The sequence below is a fragment of the Grimontia sedimenti genome, assembly GCF_011045095.1.
Lineage (GTDB): Bacteria > Pseudomonadota > Gammaproteobacteria > Enterobacterales > Vibrionaceae > Enterovibrio > Enterovibrio sedimenti.
Map to the genome: position 1 here is coordinate 166,948 of NZ_JAALDL010000001.1, position 16,798 is coordinate 183,745.

The following is a 16,798-nucleotide window of genomic DNA, read 5'->3' on the forward strand; positions in this document are numbered from 1 at the left end:
GGCTAATCAGCCGCCTCTATTCAGAATTAACGCACAAGCCGTTGAGGTTGCAGCGTTACTGATGGTTTGCATGCCTTGTTGGTTGGTCACTGCGTTTTGCATGTGAAGCCCCATACTGTCTGACATAGAAGCCTCAGTGAGCTGTGTGATCATCTCGGTCACTGGCGCTAGTTCTTCAGCGGTGATGTTGTCACTCATGGCGTGTCCTCGAATGGGCCAAGGCATCCCTTGGCCTGCTGGTTAAGTTGCTGTTTAACCTTTTTCTACGACTTCTTCGGTAGCGCGACCCAATACCGCAGTGCCCATGGCGGTTAAAGAGTTTACGCCCTGCACCGTGGCGGCTTGCATTCCGATTTGTGCTTGTTGTTGTGAGTTCGTCGCGTTGTTATTCATGTTCGACATTGCTAGTCCCATTGACGTGAACAGATTGCCCATCGCATTGGCGGGCGCGCTGCCAATGACCTGGGTATTAGTTTGCGTAATGGAATCTGTGATTTGCTCGTTAACTTTTTTAGCCATGCTTGCCTCGTATTATTGCGTTTGGGGGGGGAGCAGGTTCTGTAACTGCTCGTTGATTTTTCCTATTTCTTGCTCGAGTTGATTTTCAATATCACTCATCATTCCAGACACTTGTGCTTGGATTTCATCCGTCGACACATCGACGCCTTCAGAAAACAGTGAATGGCTGTCATCAATGAGTTTTGTCACGTCTTGCTGCTGTTTCTCTGTAAAGGCTTCGATCTGCTTTAATTGTTCGTCCACGTTAAATTTCAGGTAAGGGTCATCACGCATCGTCTCCTCCTTTGTTCCGCTTCAAAAATCCCATAAGACTGAATTTCTTTTTCGTTTGCGGTTCTTCTTCTGTCAGAGTTTCTGAAGCTGGGCTTCGTCCCAGCCTGTCTTCAGCGGTAACAACAATGGCAGGTTCTGCTTCTTCAATGGGACCGAAATTGGAAGGTTTAGCTTGTGTTTGCAGTAAACGCGCGCATGCATTGGTCACGGAAGCAGCGGTGGTCATTTGCGACTGTTGCTGATTGCTGACAGCGTTATGCATAGATAAGCCAAGCGTATCCGCAAGCGTTGTTTCTAATAGCCCCGTAGATTGGTTTGAAAATGCTTGTAACGTGTTGAAATGGTCAATGGCGTTGTTGGATACGGGGTGCTCAAATTCGTTTTCGAACTGAAAGTCTTTGTTGTCCATGCTAACTCCTGTTGTGACGGTAGTGCCCATCCGGCAGCAAGCGAGTTGATGGGGCAGTGTCAGTAACGTGGTGATTGAAAAATGTATTCGTTAATTTGATTCATTGAGTACAGAGGCAACTTTGTCGCCGACAATGCCAAAGTTATCCGCGCCTTTGGTAATCACTTTCTGAGCCTCATCGATAATGGTGAGATATTTAGGATCTCCCGTTTCGAGTAGTTGACTCAAGGCTGTGCCAATGGCTGTAGTGCTCAGTGTGTTCAGGTTTCGAAGATTGTCTGTTGCGTCGGCGAGTGCCATCGCGGTGGATTGAGCAACAGATTGATTCGCCGCTTGATAGGCGGATTCCGCTGAGCTAGGCGGTTGGTTTACGGTTTTCATGGGTTATCTCCTAAAACTGAAACCTCCTTTGCCAGTTGCCCAGCAAAGGAGGAACGGCATTAAGCGTCTTTCTCAATAATGCCTTCAGCACTGCGACCGACCACAGAAGCGCCGATTGACATAAGTGCGTTCACACCTTGAACGGTAGCTGCCTGCATAGTGATCTGAGCTTGTTGTTGCGCGCTGGTAGCGTTGTGAGCAGCAGTGCCCAGAGCTTGACCGGTAGACATGAGCAGGTTGCCCATGGCCATGGCAGGCGTTTCGCCTACGACTTTGGTGTTTACCTGAGTAACTGAGTCTGTGACTTGTTCATTTACTGGCATGTTAGTTTCCTTTTATTGATTAAGTTTCAGAGTAAAGAGGCTGCAATTAGCCTTTTTCGATGATGGACTCAGCACCGCGTCCAATGACAGACGAGCCGATAGCCATCAGTGAGTTAACACCTTGCACAGTTGCTGCTTGCATGGTGATTTGTGCCTGTTGCTGAGCCGCTGTTGCGTTGTGCGCTGCGTTGCTCAATGCGTGGCTGGTGGACATAAGCAAGTTGCCCATTGCCATTGCTGGCGTTTCACCGACCACTTTGGTGTTTACCTGGGTTACTGAATCTGTGATTTGCTCATTAACTGTTGCCATGGTTTGCTCCTATTGATGGTTGTTTAGCTTGCACTTTTCTCAAAAATGACCTGAATGCTTCGGCCGAGTACTGCACCGCCCGTTGCAAAGAGGCTATTAATGCCTTGCACCGTTGAGGTTTGATGGACAATTGTTGCTTGTTGATTAGCGCCCGTACTGTTTAACGCTGATGTACCCAGCGCCTGACTGGTGGAAATCATCAGATTTCCCCCGGCCAATGCGGGCGTTTCTCCAACGACATTGGTATTGACCTGTGTTACTGAGTCAGTAACGGCATCATTTACTGGCATTTTCATGCTCCTTCGTGGTTATGAGGCTTCACTATGACGCCCCAGATACCTGCTATTTGCCTTTAGCGGCGATGGCGTAAATAAGCCCAGAACCTAAGGCTGTATTTGTCACCATAATGGTCTGAATTTGCTGTTGAACCTGTGTAGCGTTCTGCGCTGATTTGCCTAGCGAGTCGGCGACCATATTCATCACCATGTTTCTTGATGCTGTAGGGCAAAATTGATTCATGATTTTTTGAATATCCAAACTCATTATCTAGACTCTTCTTTGTTCCGATGAGAGAAGTTTATTCATTTGCTCTGCTGTAAACTTGGTTAGTTCAATTAACTTTTTGGGTGTTTCAATGTTATTGGGTTATTGATGCTATATTTTTCTCTCGGTAAATGTTTCTGTATACACGGGGTGAACTCCCAGTATGTCTCTTGAACATTTTTTCAAAATGACTCAGGTCGCCAAATCCCGATTGCATACAGACTTCGGTGATTTTTAACGAGGGTCGATTATGAATTAATGTTTTGGCATGAAGAATCCTGAGTTCGACAAGAATGTTTTTAAATGATGCGTGTAAGTTACTTCTAAAAAGATATGAAAGGTGGGATGGGCTAGAAAACGCATTATTAGCGATTTTTTCCAACGTTATCTCTTCGAGAAAGTTCTCGCTAATAAAGACTAAAGACTTGTAGAGAGAAGGATGAAGTTTCTGAAATTGGGAAATATCTTTATTGTATAGAGATTCGATTAGTGTGGTTTTTTTCTTTTCATGTAATTTAAGATTCTCTACATCATCTCTACAGATATATGATTTTTTTAAAGAGATTAGCTGAACGACTACATTCCTGAGTTCATTTACATTGCCGGGCCAAGAGTAGGCATAGAGAAGGGCTTTTGCATCATCGCTTAGCGTTAGGTTGTTGGAGCCTTTATAAAAGTCAATGAAGTTGTCTATGTAGTAGAAAATGTCTTCTGGGCGCTCGCTTAGAGGGGGAATGCTTAACTCCAAATGGGCCATGCAGCCTCCGAGCGCTTCTCGCAAAATATCCGATCGATTGGAGGATTTCTCTGATGTTGAAACGACCAATTGTATGTTGCTGTCTTCTAGTCTTCTATAGATATCGTTGTTGGCAAGCACATAGGTCAGAAAGTCTTTGTGTTCTTCAGTTAGCGAGTCGACGTCTGATAGAACAAGCGTACCATTTCTAGCGGCTTGGATTCCTTCATCCAAAACAGACTTAAAGCCGTTACTTGTTCTTGCATAGGATGGAAGGAATATTATTTTACCTTTTGAGTTTTGGTTAATTTCATGAACTAACTTCGCTATGGTCCTTTTCTCTGTTCCTGGTTCGCCTGATATGAGGATAGGTATATTTATTGTTGATGCGTATGTGATTTTTTCTTTGATTTCATTTAGCGGTTTGCTATTTGCAAGTGGAATAGGTGCGCAATGTATAGATTGATATCTTTCATTACTGGTGTTCTTGATATTATTGAAGTCCATTTTATCTTCCATAGAATTATCCTTATAAATACTAGCCATGTCGAAGAATATCTATGCTATTCGTGGTACGAGTTTGATGGATTGGTTTAAATGGCTTTTTTTACGGTGATATATATGAAAATGATAGTCTCTGGTTTGTTTTATAATTATTTGAGATGTGAGCCGCAAATGTTTTTATGCTGAGGGGTTGTATTTGTTAATTTGACCAGAAAGTGAGTTTGGTCATTATTGTTTATTTTTGTTGGATTTCATTTTCTATGGGGGGTGCTTTTTGGGTTGTTAATCAATAACAGTGAATAGTCTTGACTTTTCACTGTTATAAATATAATGGAAGGGATGCGAGTGGGTTAAGATATAATGCAGTCTTTCACCGGACTGGTGGTTTTATGCAATCAATTTTTCTAAAAAGATCAATTCGGGGCATTTTTCGCTAAATTGCTTTTAGGACTCACTAAATACAGTGTTTATTGAAGCAATACGAATAGAAACCCTACCAACGAAGAATTTGTTATAGCTTTACAAGCTGCTGGGTTTGCAAATTAATCCACGATAGCTGAATTGGATACTCAAAGCCGCTGATGGGAGTCAGCGGCTTTTTGGTATTGGTGGTTTGCTTCTGGGGTGTGTATGCACCAATGCGGGTTCAATCTAAACGGTCGACACCGAACTGGTGTTTGCCCTCAGTCCCACCTAACATGCTGTAAAACAGCAAATGCGCTATGAAGCTCGAAAGGTGAGGAATGTGAGAAAGACAGACAAGAAAATCGATAATTCACTCAGAAAAGCTCTAACCCAAGTGTGTGACATTGCCCAGTCAGAAAATGATGGCTTCGAGTGGCTGACCCACTTTGTAAATTACGACAGGTTCCCGAACTCGCTAAACATCGTTTGTGTCTTTGACACACAGGAAAATTTGGCGTTAGCCAACCAAGAACGCTTCCATCAGCTTATCAAAGATGCATTGGATTCTATCGATATCAAAGTGAAAGATATGAGCAAGCACGTGCAATTTGATACGGAAGAAAACTGCGAGAAAGAAAACAAGGGTAAATGGAATGTGCGTTTCCAAAAACAAGGCTTTCAGGTGTGAGGGTTTCAAGAAAGCCTCGATGGAGGCTAAAGTGTGTTCGAACGTTTCTTCTGGGCTCTTAAGATTCACCATTAAGGTAAGCCTTTCCTCAATTGTGGCGAATGAATCATTACTGATTCACACCCTAAAAGGGTGACCTGACAAGGTTTAGCTCTGTCTATACTCCCGAATTAATCAATTGAGCGCATGAAGTGCGATATACACTAGGGAGTATTGATGAGAGCGATATCTTTGGCACCGGGTTTTGTTTCCATCAGCAGCCTGTTGTTTTTCCCTTCAAGTGCTGTAGCAGCTATCGAAGGACTATCTGCCCACAAAGACAATTACTTCCTTCCTTTCTATAAAGAGCGTCGTGTTAACCAACAACAGTTCGAACCGCTAAACCCGAATGGAACAGAAGCTAATGACACGTTTATACAGTTTCAGTTCAGTGCCAAATATCAATTGATAGAAATTGGTGGCGATGGACTCTATTTGGCTTATACCCAACGCTCAAACTGGGAAGCATATGACAGCTCTGCCTACTTTAGAGACAGCAACTACAACCCTGAACTCTTCTACAGGCTCCATATTGAAAATTGGCAAATCGACCTGGGTGCTGAACATGAGTCCAACGGGGCGGGCGGTGATAACGAAGTTAGTTGGAATCGGATCTATGTGGATGCGCGACATGATTGGGAGTGGGGCTACATCAGCTTCAAGCCCTGGATCAGAGTAGGTAATGTAACGTACAACCCTGAAATCGCAGATTTTCTGGGATATTCGAGACTGGAGCTAGGTTGGCAGCCCACAGAGTTACAAGAAATCAAACTGCAGGTCAGTAATCTGTTTGCGGATGAGTTTGACCATCTGTATTACGGCGTCAGTTGGAACTTCCCTATCTATCAGGGCCTGAGAGGCTATGTGAAGGCAGAAACTGGGTATGGCCTGACTATTTCAAACTACAACTTTGATGAAAGTGCCTATGGAGCCGGGGTCGCATTCAGTTTTTAGGTGTCAAAGACCAACAGACCCTAAAGCTCATAATGGTATGAGATTTTGGATGAAAGCTAATTTTTCGTCATTAAAAATGTACATGCAATTTACTAGTTCTTTTCTCATGCTTTGGAGTTAGCTCGACTCATCAAACGTTGTCAGATTTAGACAATGATATCAGGGCAAAAAATGACCAGTTGGGCAACTAGTTACCTGAAAGGTGGGCAATTTCTTGCTCAAACTGGTAAGAGCAGACGTCTAACTCTTTGAATGTTTGGCGAGTAATTTATGGTCTGCTAATTGCTTTGTATCACACAGGAATCAGATTTATCAGGGTAGGAGCGTGAAATGGGAAATGCGGTAGTACTTGGCAATATTGGGACAGATCATGATGGTTTTCATCCTTCTCCCGTTGTCGCCGCTTCTCCAGATGTGAAAGTGGATGGCATTCCGCTTGCGCGTCAAGGAGACGCATTGGCTCCGCACGACAAACCCAAATCTCCGCCTCATGGTAGAAGCATCGCCGCGGGTTCTCCGACGGTTTTTGCAAACGGTAAACCCGTTGCCAGAACTGGTGATCCGGTCAGTTGTGGTGGTGTGGTTGTTGGCGGTGGAACAGTGAATATTGGATAAATTCAATATTCAATTTATTACCCAGCTCTTCTTATATAAGTGACAAATAAAACACAACAAGTGTATTGTTAATTGTTGCATATAACAATGCAGCCAAATGGGCGTATTGTTTTTTATTAATAAAGTATTAGTTCGAAAGTTAATACTAAAGTGGTCAGCTTTCTTGACTCTAGTGTCTTGAATTTAATAAATAGAGACTCAGGTCTTGTTTCTTTATTTTGTCTCTCCAAATTGTCTCATCCCCCTTGTCTGTAAAGTCCAATTTGAATAATGATATGGGCATAAATTAAATCCGTTCGATAGAGATTAGATTTTTTGCAAACGAACTGTTTGACAGAGTCAGCTCCTTTTAATTTTGAATGGTCGGGATGTGTTTAAATGTCATGTCCAGATAAAATATAATAAATACAAAACGTTGGTTGGCAAGGTTCTAAGGTGGTACAAGCTTAACAAGTGATCATGTTTGAGTGTTATGCATATTGTCGCAAGCATTGACGACGTAGTTATTTCTGCATTTCACCAGACTTTCCTTGTTCTCTTCTTTTTCCCTCCAAAGTTCTTTTTGCTGTACATATAGATTAATTAGCAATGTCTAACTTAGCCGTTTCTTAATGCAAGAAATCCGGTTGGGATCCGTTTTCTTTAATTTCTCCTGCTTCTAAGTTTTTCAGGGGTTATTGGCTGCTTAATAGCATTTACATCTATCTGGGTGTTGCTTTTTCTGCGGTGAAAAGTCGAAACGTAAACATGTTTAATCCATAAAGTCTCTATAGCGAAAGGAGAGCGTAAAATGGCGAAAGAGGGAAGTGTTGCTCCAAAAGAACGTATTAACATTAAATACGTTCCAGCAACCGGCGATGCTCAGGCGGAGATTGAACTCCCGCTGAAAATGGTCGTTTTGGGCGACTTCAAAGGTCACCCAGAAGACACCTCAATCGAAGAACGCGAAGCCGTTTCTGTCGATAAAAACAACTTCACCTCGGTCATGCGAGAGAGCAACCTTTCGGTGACTACTTCAGTGCCAAACGTGATGACAGAAGAGGAAGGTCAAGATCTTCCTGTCGAATTGTCGTTCAAGTCTTTGGCGGATTTCTCCCCAGATTCAGTAGCAAACCAGGTGCCTGAGCTGAAGAAGCTTGTTGAGCTTCGCGAAGCACTGGTTGCTCTCAAAGGCCCGCTAGGCAATATCCCTGCTTTCCGCGCCCGTCTCCAAGAGCTACTGGCATCTGAAGATTCCCGCGAGAAGTTACTCGCTGAACTGGAGCTGGTGGGTGCTGAAGAGCAACCGGCTGACGAACAGTAATCAACGCAGAAGAGAAAAGGATTTTGTTAATGTCCGTACAAGAGAAAACGCTTGAGAGTTCTGCCTATGAATCTGGCAGTCTGCTCGACGACATCATGGCTCAAACCCGCATGGCACCTAGCGAAGAAGGCTATGATGTCGCCAAAAAGGTGTAGCTGCATTCATTGAAAACCTGATTGGTTCAGACCAGCAGGAAGAACCAGTCAATAAAGCGCTGGTAGACCAGATGCTGGTTGAACTGGACAAGAAAATCAGTGCCCAGATGGATGAAATCCTCCACAGCGAGCCTGTCCAGCAAATGGAATCTTCATGGCGTGGCCTGAAGTTGTTGGTTGACCGCACTGACTTCCGCGAAAACATCAAAATTGAAGTGCTCCATGCTACGAAACAAGAACTGCTGGATGACTTTGAATTTGCTCCTGAGACTACGCAATCTGGTCTGTACAAGCATGTATACTCAGCAGGTTATGGCCAGTTTGGTGGTGAACCAGTAGGTGCTATTGTTGGTAACTATGCGTTCACGCCAAGCACACCAGACATGAAGCTGCTGCAATATGTAGGTTCAGTAGGTGCAATGGCTCATGCGCCATTCCTGTCTTCAGTGGCGCCGGAGTTCTTCGGTATCGACTCTTTCGAAGAGTTGCCAAACCTGAAAGATCTGTCTGCTACTTTCGAAAGCCCGCGTTACACCAAATGGCGTTCACTGCGCGAGTCTGAAGATGCGCGCTACCTGGGTCTGACTGCACCACGCTTCCTGCTGCGTGTTCCTTACGATCCAGTTGAAAATCCAATCACGTCTTTCAACTACCGTGAAAACGTATCCGATTCACACGAAAGCTACCTGTGGGGTAACACTGCGTTCGCACTGGCTTCACGTTTGACTGACAGCTTCGCGAAATACCGCTGGTGTCCGAACATCATTGGTCCACAAAGTGGCGGTGCAGTGGAAGATCTGCCTGTTCACCTGTTTGAATCACTGGGTGCGCTTCAAGCAAAAATCCCTACCGAAGTGCTTATCACTGACCGCAAAGAATTTGAGCTGGCCGAAGAAGGCTTTATCTCTCTGACAATGCGTAAAGGCAGCGATAACGCCGCTTTCTTCTCTGCAAACTCTATCCAGAAGCCAAAAGTGTTCCCGAACACCAAAGAAGGCAAAGAAGCAGAGACCAACTACAAGCTGGGTACCCAGCTGCCATACATGATGATCATCAACCGTTTGGCGCACTACATCAAAGTGCTGCAACGCGAACAGATCGGTTCTTGGAAAGAGCGCCAGGATCTTGAGCGCGAGCTGAACACTTGGGTTCGTCAGTATGTGGCAGATCAGGAAAACCCACCGGCAGAAGTCCGCAGCCGTCGTCCACTTCGCGCAGCGAAAGTGGAAGTGATGGACGTGGAAGGCGATCCGGGTTGGTACCAGGTTTCTGTGGCTGTTCGTCCTCACTTCAAGTACATGGGCGCGAACTTCGAACTGTCTTTGGTAGGCCGTCTGGATCAGTAATCCATGGCTGTACCTGACGCAGAGGACTCCGCGTACGGCGTCAGCTTCTTCCAACGGTTAGAAGCTGACGCACCAAAGCGGTCTGTCACTCAGGGACCAGATACCGATGAGGTTCTGCAGTCGTTGAAGAGAAATGTCACCAATCTTCTGAATGCGCGAATGGGTGAGTCCTTGAGTGCGCCGGATCTTGGGTTGGTTGATTTCAACGATGCGTCCCTGAGTTCACATGACCTCGCTTTGCAGATACGCCGAGCCATTCGACGATGCATTGAAACCTATGAGCCGCGGATAAAGAGCATGGAAATTCATGTACTGCCGGATAACGGATCCCCGCTGAATCTCAGGTTTCAAGTTACCGCATCAATCAATGCAGGAGCCTTGCACAGGAATGTGCAGATGGAACTTCTGTTGGATAGCAATCGAAAGTACAGAGTAGTTTAAGTGTCACGGAATCGATTTTTCAGGGATGAGCTGGCGTTCTTGCGTGAACAAGGCGTTGAATTTACAGAAGTCTACCCTCAGCTTGCCCGCTTTCTTAACAGCAGAAATACCGACCCGGATGTCGAGCGTTTGCTTGAGGGTTTTGCGTTTCTGACGGGAAGATTGCGTGAAAAAGTCGAAGACGAATTTCCTGAACTCACTCACTCGATTATCAATATGCTGTGGCCGAACTATCTTCGTCCGGTCCCCAGCATCAGCATTGCACAATTCTCCCCAGACGAAAAAGCGCTGACTTACGCTCAACAAATCGAGAAAGGCACACAACTTGATGCCAATCCTGTGTTTGGCACTGTTTGTCATTTCAGGACTTGTCGTAGTGTCGATATTTATCCATTGCGTCGTGACAAAGTCTCTACCGTTCATACCCGAGATGCATCGCTGGTTGATGTTGAGCTGACGATTCTCGGTGATCAAATGGCGGGTCAACTGGGCTTGAACTCACTGCGTTTCTTCCTCGGAGGTGAAACCTACAGTGCTGAAATGCTTTATCTCTGGTTGAGTCATTACCTCGATAAAGTGGAAGTGGTGACTGGCGACAAAGTTGTCACTTTACCCAAAAACAGCTTCAGAGCCGTAGGCTTTGACAGTGATGATGCCATCTTGCCGTATCCGAAAAACGTCTATGAAGGTTACCGCATTTTGCAGGAATATCTCTCGTTTCCTGAAGCCTATCTGTTTTTCGATGTGCCAAATCTTGGCAAGTTTGTCCCCGAGGAAGCGCAAGGCAAAATCACACTGAGATTCAGCTTCTCAAAAACGCTTCCGCCAGATGTTCGCGTGAAAGATGAAAGCTTCGAGCTCTACTGCACGCCAGTCATCAACCTCTTTTCTCACGATGCAGATCCGATTGATCTCAACGGGAAAAGCACTGAATACAAGATTACACCTTCCAGTCGTTATGCATCTCACTACGAAATATTCAGTGTGGATTTGGTTCAGGGCTGGCAGGAAAACAATGTCGGACGCATTCGCGGTCAGGTTCGCACCTATACGCCATTTGAAAGCTTTCAGCATGAAATCGAACGTGCACGCGATAGAAAAGCGCTCTACTACCGCGTTCGTGTGAAAGACAGTGTTCATACCGATGGCTTTGATCACCACATCTCTTTCGTCCGAAGCGATGAGACCGAGTGTGTGGATTTCAGCGAGGCGATCTCACTGAGCTTGACCTGCACAAACCGTCAATTGCCTTTGGAGCTAGGAAAAGGCGATATCAGTATCCCGACGGATTCTTCTCCCGCGTATGCAAAGTTCAGCAACCTGACCGAACCGACTGCGCCTATGCGGCCAATGCTTGATGGCACATTACTTTGGACGCTGATTTCCAATTTGTCGCTTAACTATCTGTCGTTACTTTCCAAGGATGCGCTCTCTTCAGTTTTGCGAGCTTATGACTTCCGCGCCTTGGTTGACCGTCAGGCAGAGCGTGTATCACGCCAGCGTTTGGATGGCATTGTCGATATCCAATCCAAACCCATTGAAAAACTCATTCGTGGACTTCCGGTTCGCGGATTGCGTTCAGAAATCACCTTAACCCAGAGTGCGTTTGGCTCTGAGGGCGAGCTTTACATTTTCGGCACCGTACTCAGCCGATTCTTCTCACTTTACGCCAGCATCAACTCCTTCCACGAGTTGGTGATCATCAATGCTGATAATCAGGAAAGGTATACATGGGGCATTCAGAACGGACAGCAACCTCTGATATAGAGGAAACTGTTGCCCCTGACTTTCATGAAAAGGACGGGGGCGATAGCAAGGGATCAGGCCTGCCTAAGAACGTCAGAGCCTATAACTTCTATCAGTTGGTGGAGCTTATGCACCACCTCAACGATTTGGATCCGGAAAGTGAAAAGTCGACCTCCAGCAAGCTGCTGTTTGGTAACCATCCTGGTCTAGGTTTTGCTGCCAGCGATGTTACCGCGCTGGAAGAAGTGAACGGTGACCGCTATCGCCTTGAAACCACATTCCTTGGAATGAGTGGTGCACAATCGCCACTCCCTGGCTTCTTCCTCGAAGAAATACTGACTGAGAGCGAGGAAACGGGCCTTAGAAAACCGTTTCTGGATTTCTTCAACCACCGAATTATCACGCTGGTTTACCAAATCTGGCGCAAGTATCGCTACTACATCCGCTTCCGTGAAGATGCTTCAGATGCCTTTTCTGCGCAGCTTTTTGCACTGGTTGGATTGGCTGACAGTGACCTTCGCGGCGAGACCCCGATTAACTGGTGCAAGATGTTGTCTTACGCCGGCATGTTGGCAGGACGTAGTCGCTCACCTCAAGTGGTCTCCGGCATCATCGCGCATTGCTTTGATTTGGAAGATGTCACTATCCGTCAATGGGAACTGCGTCATGTCGATATTCCCCAAGAACAAAAAATGAGTCTGGGAATGGCGAATGTGGCGTTGGGCATGGACACCGTGATTGGCGACAAAGTCGCTGACCGAAGCGGAAAATTCGTCATCTGCATTAATGGACTCACGCAAGCGCGCTTTCGCGACTTTCTCCCCTCTGGCAAGGAATACATGCCTCTGCTGACGTTGGTGGAGTTCGTGCTGCGTGAGCAAATGGCTTTTGATTTGGAACTTGGTTTGAAGCCTGACCAGGCACCGCCGATGCGTCTTTCTACGCAAAACCCGGCATCGCTTGGTTGGTCATCCTTCACGGGTGAGGTGGACCGACCGCGCATGGTGCGCATTCAGGCCAGGCAGTAGAGGGAAATATGTCTCAACACTATCCCAAGATAGAACAGGAATCGCAGTTGCTGCAGGCAACACTCACGGTAACCAACACCCAGCACTTAGAAGCAGGTTTGTCCGCCACGCATGTGTTTACCCATGAAGGTGGCTCAATTGGTTCCAGCGGTGCCGACGAGTGGAACCTGGTCGACAGAGAAGGCCGCGTGTTCCCGCATCACGCAGAGATCGTTGAAATCGATGGCGAGCTTTGTCTGCTTGATGTTCGCGGCGCCAGCTACATGAATGGCGCCACGATTCCCGTCGGCGCAGGCAAATCAGCGCGTTTGAAAGACAACGACATGGTTCTGATTGGTCCTTATCAAATCCGCATTCATTTAAGTGCCGCGGGCTCAGACGGTTCGGCGAATCAGCATGGATTAGAAAATGTCTTTCTGACAGAAAAAGACGCGACGCAGATTGGCGCCGAGCGTGACGATAGCGATGTTGAAAATCCTGATGATGCAGTAATCGATGACCCTTTGGCCGCCCTTGAGGCTGCCACTCCCCAAATTTCTTCTGGTGATGATCCACTGAGTGAACACCAGGAAATGTCTGCCGAGCAGTTGAAAGAAAGCTACCTGCTGGCAAAAGACACCGAATGGCACGGCGCAGAGAAAACTGTGCATGCAGACAGCGAATACGAAATGAGTTCGGCGATTACGCTGAAACGGACTTTACCCTATGAGGATGCCCTGATGGATGACAAAACCCTTGAACGCCTGGAACAAGAAGTAGGGCGTGATTACGCAAATGCTGACAAGCCAGAAAATGCATACGGCGAAAACGGATTCAGTGGTTATGCATCGGGCGAATATGGGAGTGAGGCCTCTGCACAAGACGGCAATCACTTGGTAACAGGTCCTATCTTCCGTGGTCTTGGTGTTCAGGCGGGTAACAGCAGCAACATGGCTGAAATGCAGGCACTGTCAGAAGAAATGGGCGCTTCACTGCAGTCTGCTATCCGTGGCCTTTTGGCGCTGCATCAGCAGGTAGAGGAAAGCCGCTTTGGCATGATGAACAAGAACCTTCAACCGATCGAAGACAACCCGCTTCGCCTTGGTCTGCCTTATGAAGAAACGGTTGAAACCATGTTCGATCGTGACCGCAGTATGGTTCACCTGTCTGCCCCTTCCGCGATCAGCGAAAGCCTGACCAACATCCAACACCATAACGAAGCTGTGCAAAGCGCTACCGTGGAAGCGCTTGGCCAGATTCTCCGTGCATTTTCGCCGGAAGTGCTGATGCGTCGATTCAGCGCTTATCGCCGTCCTGGTGAAGTGTCACCAGAATCCGCAGATGCCTGGGCATGGAACATGTACAAAAACTATTACAAAGAGCTGACTTCCGACCGCCAACGCGGTTTCGAAAAGCTGTTCTGGGAAATTTTTGATCAGGCTTACGACCGAAAGATTCGTGAGAAACAACTGGAGGTATAAGGCGATGAAACGTCTGCTAGGTTGCTTTCTGCTATTCACGCTTTTCGGTTGTTCGAGCAGTGATGACGCACTGCCAAAAGATCAACCGACAACGGTGACGTTCAGTTTGGTGGCGACGCAGAAGGTGAATCCCAACATCAGTGGCGATGCGACACCAATTGAAGTGCAGGTCTTTGAACTGGAAGACGACTCCATGTTTCTGGCGTCCGGCTTTGACCAACTGGCAGGCGATGCTGAAGCCGCGCTGAAAAGTAATTACGTCGACCACCGGGATTTTTCTTTGATTCCGGGTCAATTCAAATTTATCGACCATTTCCAGATTGATGAAAGTACGCGCTATATCTCCGTGATGGCGCGTTTCTCTGACCCAGATGTCAGTGATTGGAAGAAAGTCGTTAAGGTCCTGCCGGTTGGTCGGGTTTACCACCTGCTTATGTACTTCGATGGCACCGAAGTCGTTCTGGATAAAGTGGAGTAAAAATGTCAGCGAGAAACCGGGTTGTCTGGAACGAAGGGCTTTTTGTTAAGCCGCAGCATTTTCAACAGCAGCAGCGTAATTTGGAATATCAGCTGGATGAGCGCGTAGGCTCTGTCAGCCGCTATCTCTATGGCCTGACTGAAATGACGCTGAACGCGGAGTATCTGAGCTTCGGCCGTATTGCGCTCGATAGCGCATCCGGCGTGATGCCTGACGGGACTGTCTTCCGCATTCCTCAGGAAGACATGCAACCAGAAGCGCTGGAAGTGGTTGATAGTTCGCTAGCGAATCAGATTGTCTATCTTGCTATTCCGCTTCGCAGTGATTCGATCACCGAAGTGACCTGGCCGGAAGGCGCAGGTTCAGGTCGATACACTTCTGTCAGTCAGGAAGTACGTGATATTCACACCTTCCAAGGCGACATGGCACCGATTGATGTGAGTCCGGTTTGCCTGCGTTTGATGCTGGAAAAAGAAGACCGCAGTGCATACGCCTCCATCGCGATTGCCCGCATTCTGGAAAAGCGTCCTGACGGCAGCGTGTTGCTCGATGACAGCTTCGTACCTTGTCACTTGAACGTTGGTGCAGTGTCCGTGCTTCAACGTTTTATTGGCGAAATGGCGGGACTGATGCGTGAACGTGCAAAGAACATTTCCCAACGTATCGGCGCGCCAAGCCAAGGTGGTGTGGCAGATGTTTCCGACTTTATGTTGCTTCAATCGTTGAATCGCATGCAGCCGCAACTCCAACATCTGTCGCGACTGCGTAGCCTTCACCCTGAAAGACTGTATGAAGCTTTGTCTTCCATGTGTGGTGAGCTGGCAACCTTCACCGATGAAAGCCGCATGGCACCCGAGTTTGGTAGTTATCAGCACGACATGCCGGTTTCTTCATTCAAGCCGGTGATGACCAGACTTCGTCAGTCTCTCAGCATTGTGCTGGAGCCGCGTGCAGTCTCTATTCAACTTCATCAACGCAAGTACGGCCTTATGGTGGCACCGCTTCAGGACCCTTCGCTGGTCCGCGATGCCGACTTCATTCTGGCAGTACGCGCTCGCATGCCAATGGAAGAGCTTCGCAAGCTGTTTGTACAGCAAACCAAAGTGGCTTCCGTGGAAAAAATCCGCGAACTCATCTCACTGCAATTGCCGGGTATTCCGGTTTCTCCGTTGCCGGTTGCGCCACGCCAGTTGCCTTACCACGCGGGATACACCTATTACCAGCTGGATAAAACCAGCGCTGCCTGGGCGATGTTGGCCAATGCCAGCGGTTTCGCCTTCCACGTCGCCGGTAACTTCCCGGATCTCGACCTGCAATTCTGGGCAATAAGGAGCTAAGCCATGGCAGAAATGTATATCGATGCGCCGGATAAAGAGCGCCATTACGACCACCTCCTGTTTGATGAAGCGACCAATATCGACGCGGATCAGGATTATTGGTTCAAGCTTCGAGGCGACAACATCAATCCACTGATTGATGCAGCGACCCCACTGCTGGGGATGGCCCTTCGAGTGAGAAAACTCTCCGAATGCCACAACGTGGAAACCATCTACAAGCAGGCTGTAGAAGAAGTGAAAGCCATTGAAGTGGAACTGACCGAAAAAGGATATGACCACGCAGTGATCTTGGCTTACCGCTATGTGCTTTGCTCCTTTGTCGATGAAGCCATCATGAGCACGCCTTGGGGGGCAGACAGTGTGTGGGCTGAACATTCGCTGTTGACTCGCTTTCACAACGAAACCTGGGGCGGCGAAAAAGTCTTTACGATTCTGTCCCGTCTGGAGAGTGAGCCAGAGCGCTACAAGTCGCTGCTGGAATTCATCTTTCTTTGCCTGACGCTTGGGTTTGAAGGGCGTTACAAGGTGATGGAAAAAGGACGCGAAGAATATGAAAAGGTGATCACCAAGCTTCACCAACTGCTGCGTCAACTGGATGACAACGAACAAGTCTCGCTGACAAGTGCTGCGAATAACGTGGTTTCTACCAAATACCGCCTGAGTAAACAGGTACCGGTGTGGACGATCTTCGCAGGCTTTATCACTTTGCTTGCGGTGGTGTTTACGGGGTACTCCATCGCACTCAGCAATAAAACATCCAGCGTGCTTGAACAGCTTAATCAACTTCTTCAGTAACAGGTGAACC

At 47.2% G+C, this 16,798-nt stretch carries 21 protein-coding genes and 1 pseudogene; 12 read left to right on the plus strand and 10 right to left on the minus strand.

The annotated features are described in order from the left end of the window. Nucleotides 1-6: 6 nt before the first annotated feature. From G5S52_RS00740 to G5S52_RS00785, 10 genes are all read right to left on the minus strand, one after another. The gene (locus G5S52_RS00740; protein ID WP_165011369.1) at nucleotides 7-198 is read right to left on the minus strand and encodes a RebB family R body protein; all 192 of its coding nucleotides are present in this window, start codon (nucleotides 196-198) and stop codon (nucleotides 7-9) included. 54 nt (nucleotides 199-252) lie between these two features. Further along, entirely contained in the window at nucleotides 253-519 is a 267-nt protein-coding gene (locus G5S52_RS00745) for a RebB family R body protein (RefSeq protein WP_165011370.1), read from the minus strand. A 12-nt stretch (nucleotides 520-531) separates the two neighbouring features. Further along, on the minus strand, nucleotides 532-792 hold the full coding sequence (locus G5S52_RS00750) for a hypothetical protein (protein WP_165011371.1): 261 nt from the start codon (nucleotides 790-792) through the stop codon (nucleotides 532-534). Next, nucleotides 785-1,201 carry a RebB family R body protein gene (locus G5S52_RS00755; protein ID WP_165011372.1) on the minus strand — a complete coding sequence of 139 codons (417 nt, stop codon included), beginning with the start codon at nucleotides 1,199-1,201 and terminating at the stop codon, nucleotides 785-787. Before G5S52_RS00755 ends, G5S52_RS00750 begins: the two co-directional genes overlap by 8 nt. Before the next feature lie 90 nt (nucleotides 1,202-1,291). Continuing rightward, nucleotides 1,292-1,582 carry a hypothetical protein gene (locus G5S52_RS00760; protein ID WP_165011373.1) on the minus strand — a complete coding sequence of 97 codons (291 nt, stop codon included), beginning with the start codon at nucleotides 1,580-1,582 and terminating at the stop codon, nucleotides 1,292-1,294. A gap of 59 nt (nucleotides 1,583-1,641) precedes the next feature. Further along, a complete protein-coding gene (locus G5S52_RS00765; protein ID WP_165011374.1) occupies nucleotides 1,642-1,905 on the minus strand; it encodes a RebB family R body protein in 264 nt (87 codons plus the stop codon). A 46-nt stretch (nucleotides 1,906-1,951) separates the two neighbouring features. After that, on the minus strand, nucleotides 1,952-2,215 hold the full coding sequence (locus G5S52_RS00770; RefSeq protein ID WP_165011375.1) for a RebB family R body protein: 264 nt from the start codon (nucleotides 2,213-2,215) through the stop codon (nucleotides 1,952-1,954). Nucleotides 2,216-2,238: 23 nt separating this feature from the next. Next, nucleotides 2,239-2,505 carry a RebB family R body protein gene (locus tag G5S52_RS00775; RefSeq protein WP_165011376.1) on the minus strand — a complete coding sequence of 89 codons (267 nt, stop codon included), beginning with the start codon at nucleotides 2,503-2,505 and terminating at the stop codon, nucleotides 2,239-2,241. A 52-nt stretch (nucleotides 2,506-2,557) separates the two neighbouring features. After that, on the minus strand, nucleotides 2,558-2,758 hold the full coding sequence (locus G5S52_RS00780) for a RebB family R body protein (RefSeq protein ID WP_165011377.1): 201 nt from the start codon (nucleotides 2,756-2,758) through the stop codon (nucleotides 2,558-2,560). 94 nt (nucleotides 2,759-2,852) lie between these two features. Further along, nucleotides 2,853-4,013: an AraC family transcriptional regulator gene (locus G5S52_RS00785; protein ID WP_165011378.1), complete on the minus strand. Its 1,161-nt coding sequence runs from the start codon at nucleotides 4,011-4,013 to the stop codon at nucleotides 2,853-2,855. Between the two features lie 730 nt (nucleotides 4,014-4,743). Between G5S52_RS00785 and G5S52_RS00790 the strand changes: the two genes are divergently transcribed. The 12 genes and pseudogenes from G5S52_RS00790 (at nucleotide 4,744) to icmH (ending at nucleotide 16,788) form a co-directional block, all read left to right on the plus strand. Continuing rightward, nucleotides 4,744-5,091, plus strand: coding sequence for a hypothetical protein (locus tag G5S52_RS00790; protein WP_165011379.1), 348 nt, complete (start codon nucleotides 4,744-4,746; stop codon nucleotides 5,089-5,091). 216 nt (nucleotides 5,092-5,307) lie between these two features. Then, on the plus strand, nucleotides 5,308-6,084 hold the full coding sequence (locus G5S52_RS00795; RefSeq protein WP_205743725.1) for a phospholipase A: 777 nt from the start codon (nucleotides 5,308-5,310) through the stop codon (nucleotides 6,082-6,084). Between the two features lie 330 nt (nucleotides 6,085-6,414). After that, nucleotides 6,415-6,699, plus strand: a complete 285-nt coding sequence (locus G5S52_RS00800) for a type VI secretion system PAAR protein (protein WP_165011380.1) — start codon at nucleotides 6,415-6,417, stop codon at nucleotides 6,697-6,699. A 790-nt stretch (nucleotides 6,700-7,489) separates the two neighbouring features. Next, a complete protein-coding gene (gene tssB / locus G5S52_RS00805) occupies nucleotides 7,490-8,002 on the plus strand; it encodes a type VI secretion system contractile sheath small subunit (RefSeq protein WP_002538780.1) in 513 nt (170 codons plus the stop codon). 29 nt (nucleotides 8,003-8,031) lie between these two features. Continuing rightward, a pseudogene (gene tssC / locus G5S52_RS00810) lies at nucleotides 8,032-9,503 on the plus strand (type VI secretion system contractile sheath large subunit). A gap of 3 nt (nucleotides 9,504-9,506) precedes the next feature. Further along, entirely contained in the window at nucleotides 9,507-9,944 is a 438-nt protein-coding gene (tssE, locus tag G5S52_RS00815) for a type VI secretion system baseplate subunit TssE (RefSeq protein WP_165011381.1), read from the plus strand. Next, a complete protein-coding gene (gene tssF / locus G5S52_RS00820) occupies nucleotides 9,945-11,711 on the plus strand; it encodes a type VI secretion system baseplate subunit TssF (protein ID WP_165011382.1) in 1,767 nt (588 codons plus the stop codon). Then, complete coding sequence (gene tssG / locus G5S52_RS00825) at nucleotides 11,675-12,718, plus strand: type VI secretion system baseplate subunit TssG (protein WP_165011383.1); 1,044 nt, start codon at nucleotides 11,675-11,677, stop codon at nucleotides 12,716-12,718. Before tssF ends, tssG begins: the two co-directional genes overlap by 37 nt. 8 nt (nucleotides 12,719-12,726) lie before the next feature. Next, nucleotides 12,727-14,178 (plus strand): type VI secretion system-associated FHA domain protein TagH, encoded by a 1,452-nt coding sequence (gene tagH, locus G5S52_RS00830; RefSeq protein WP_165011384.1) that lies wholly within the window; start codon nucleotides 12,727-12,729, stop codon nucleotides 14,176-14,178. Between the two features lie 4 nt (nucleotides 14,179-14,182). Then, entirely contained in the window at nucleotides 14,183-14,656 is a 474-nt protein-coding gene (tssJ, locus tag G5S52_RS00835) for a type VI secretion system lipoprotein TssJ (RefSeq protein ID WP_062663834.1), read from the plus strand. Nucleotides 14,657-14,658: 2 nt separating this feature from the next. Continuing rightward, entirely contained in the window at nucleotides 14,659-15,993 is a 1,335-nt protein-coding gene (gene tssK, locus G5S52_RS00840) for a type VI secretion system baseplate subunit TssK (protein WP_165011385.1), read from the plus strand. 3 nt (nucleotides 15,994-15,996) lie between these two features. Continuing rightward, nucleotides 15,997-16,788 (plus strand): type IVB secretion system protein IcmH/DotU, encoded by a 792-nt coding sequence (gene icmH, locus G5S52_RS00845; RefSeq protein WP_002538789.1) that lies wholly within the window; start codon nucleotides 15,997-15,999, stop codon nucleotides 16,786-16,788. Nucleotides 16,789-16,798: the final 10 nt, after the last annotated feature.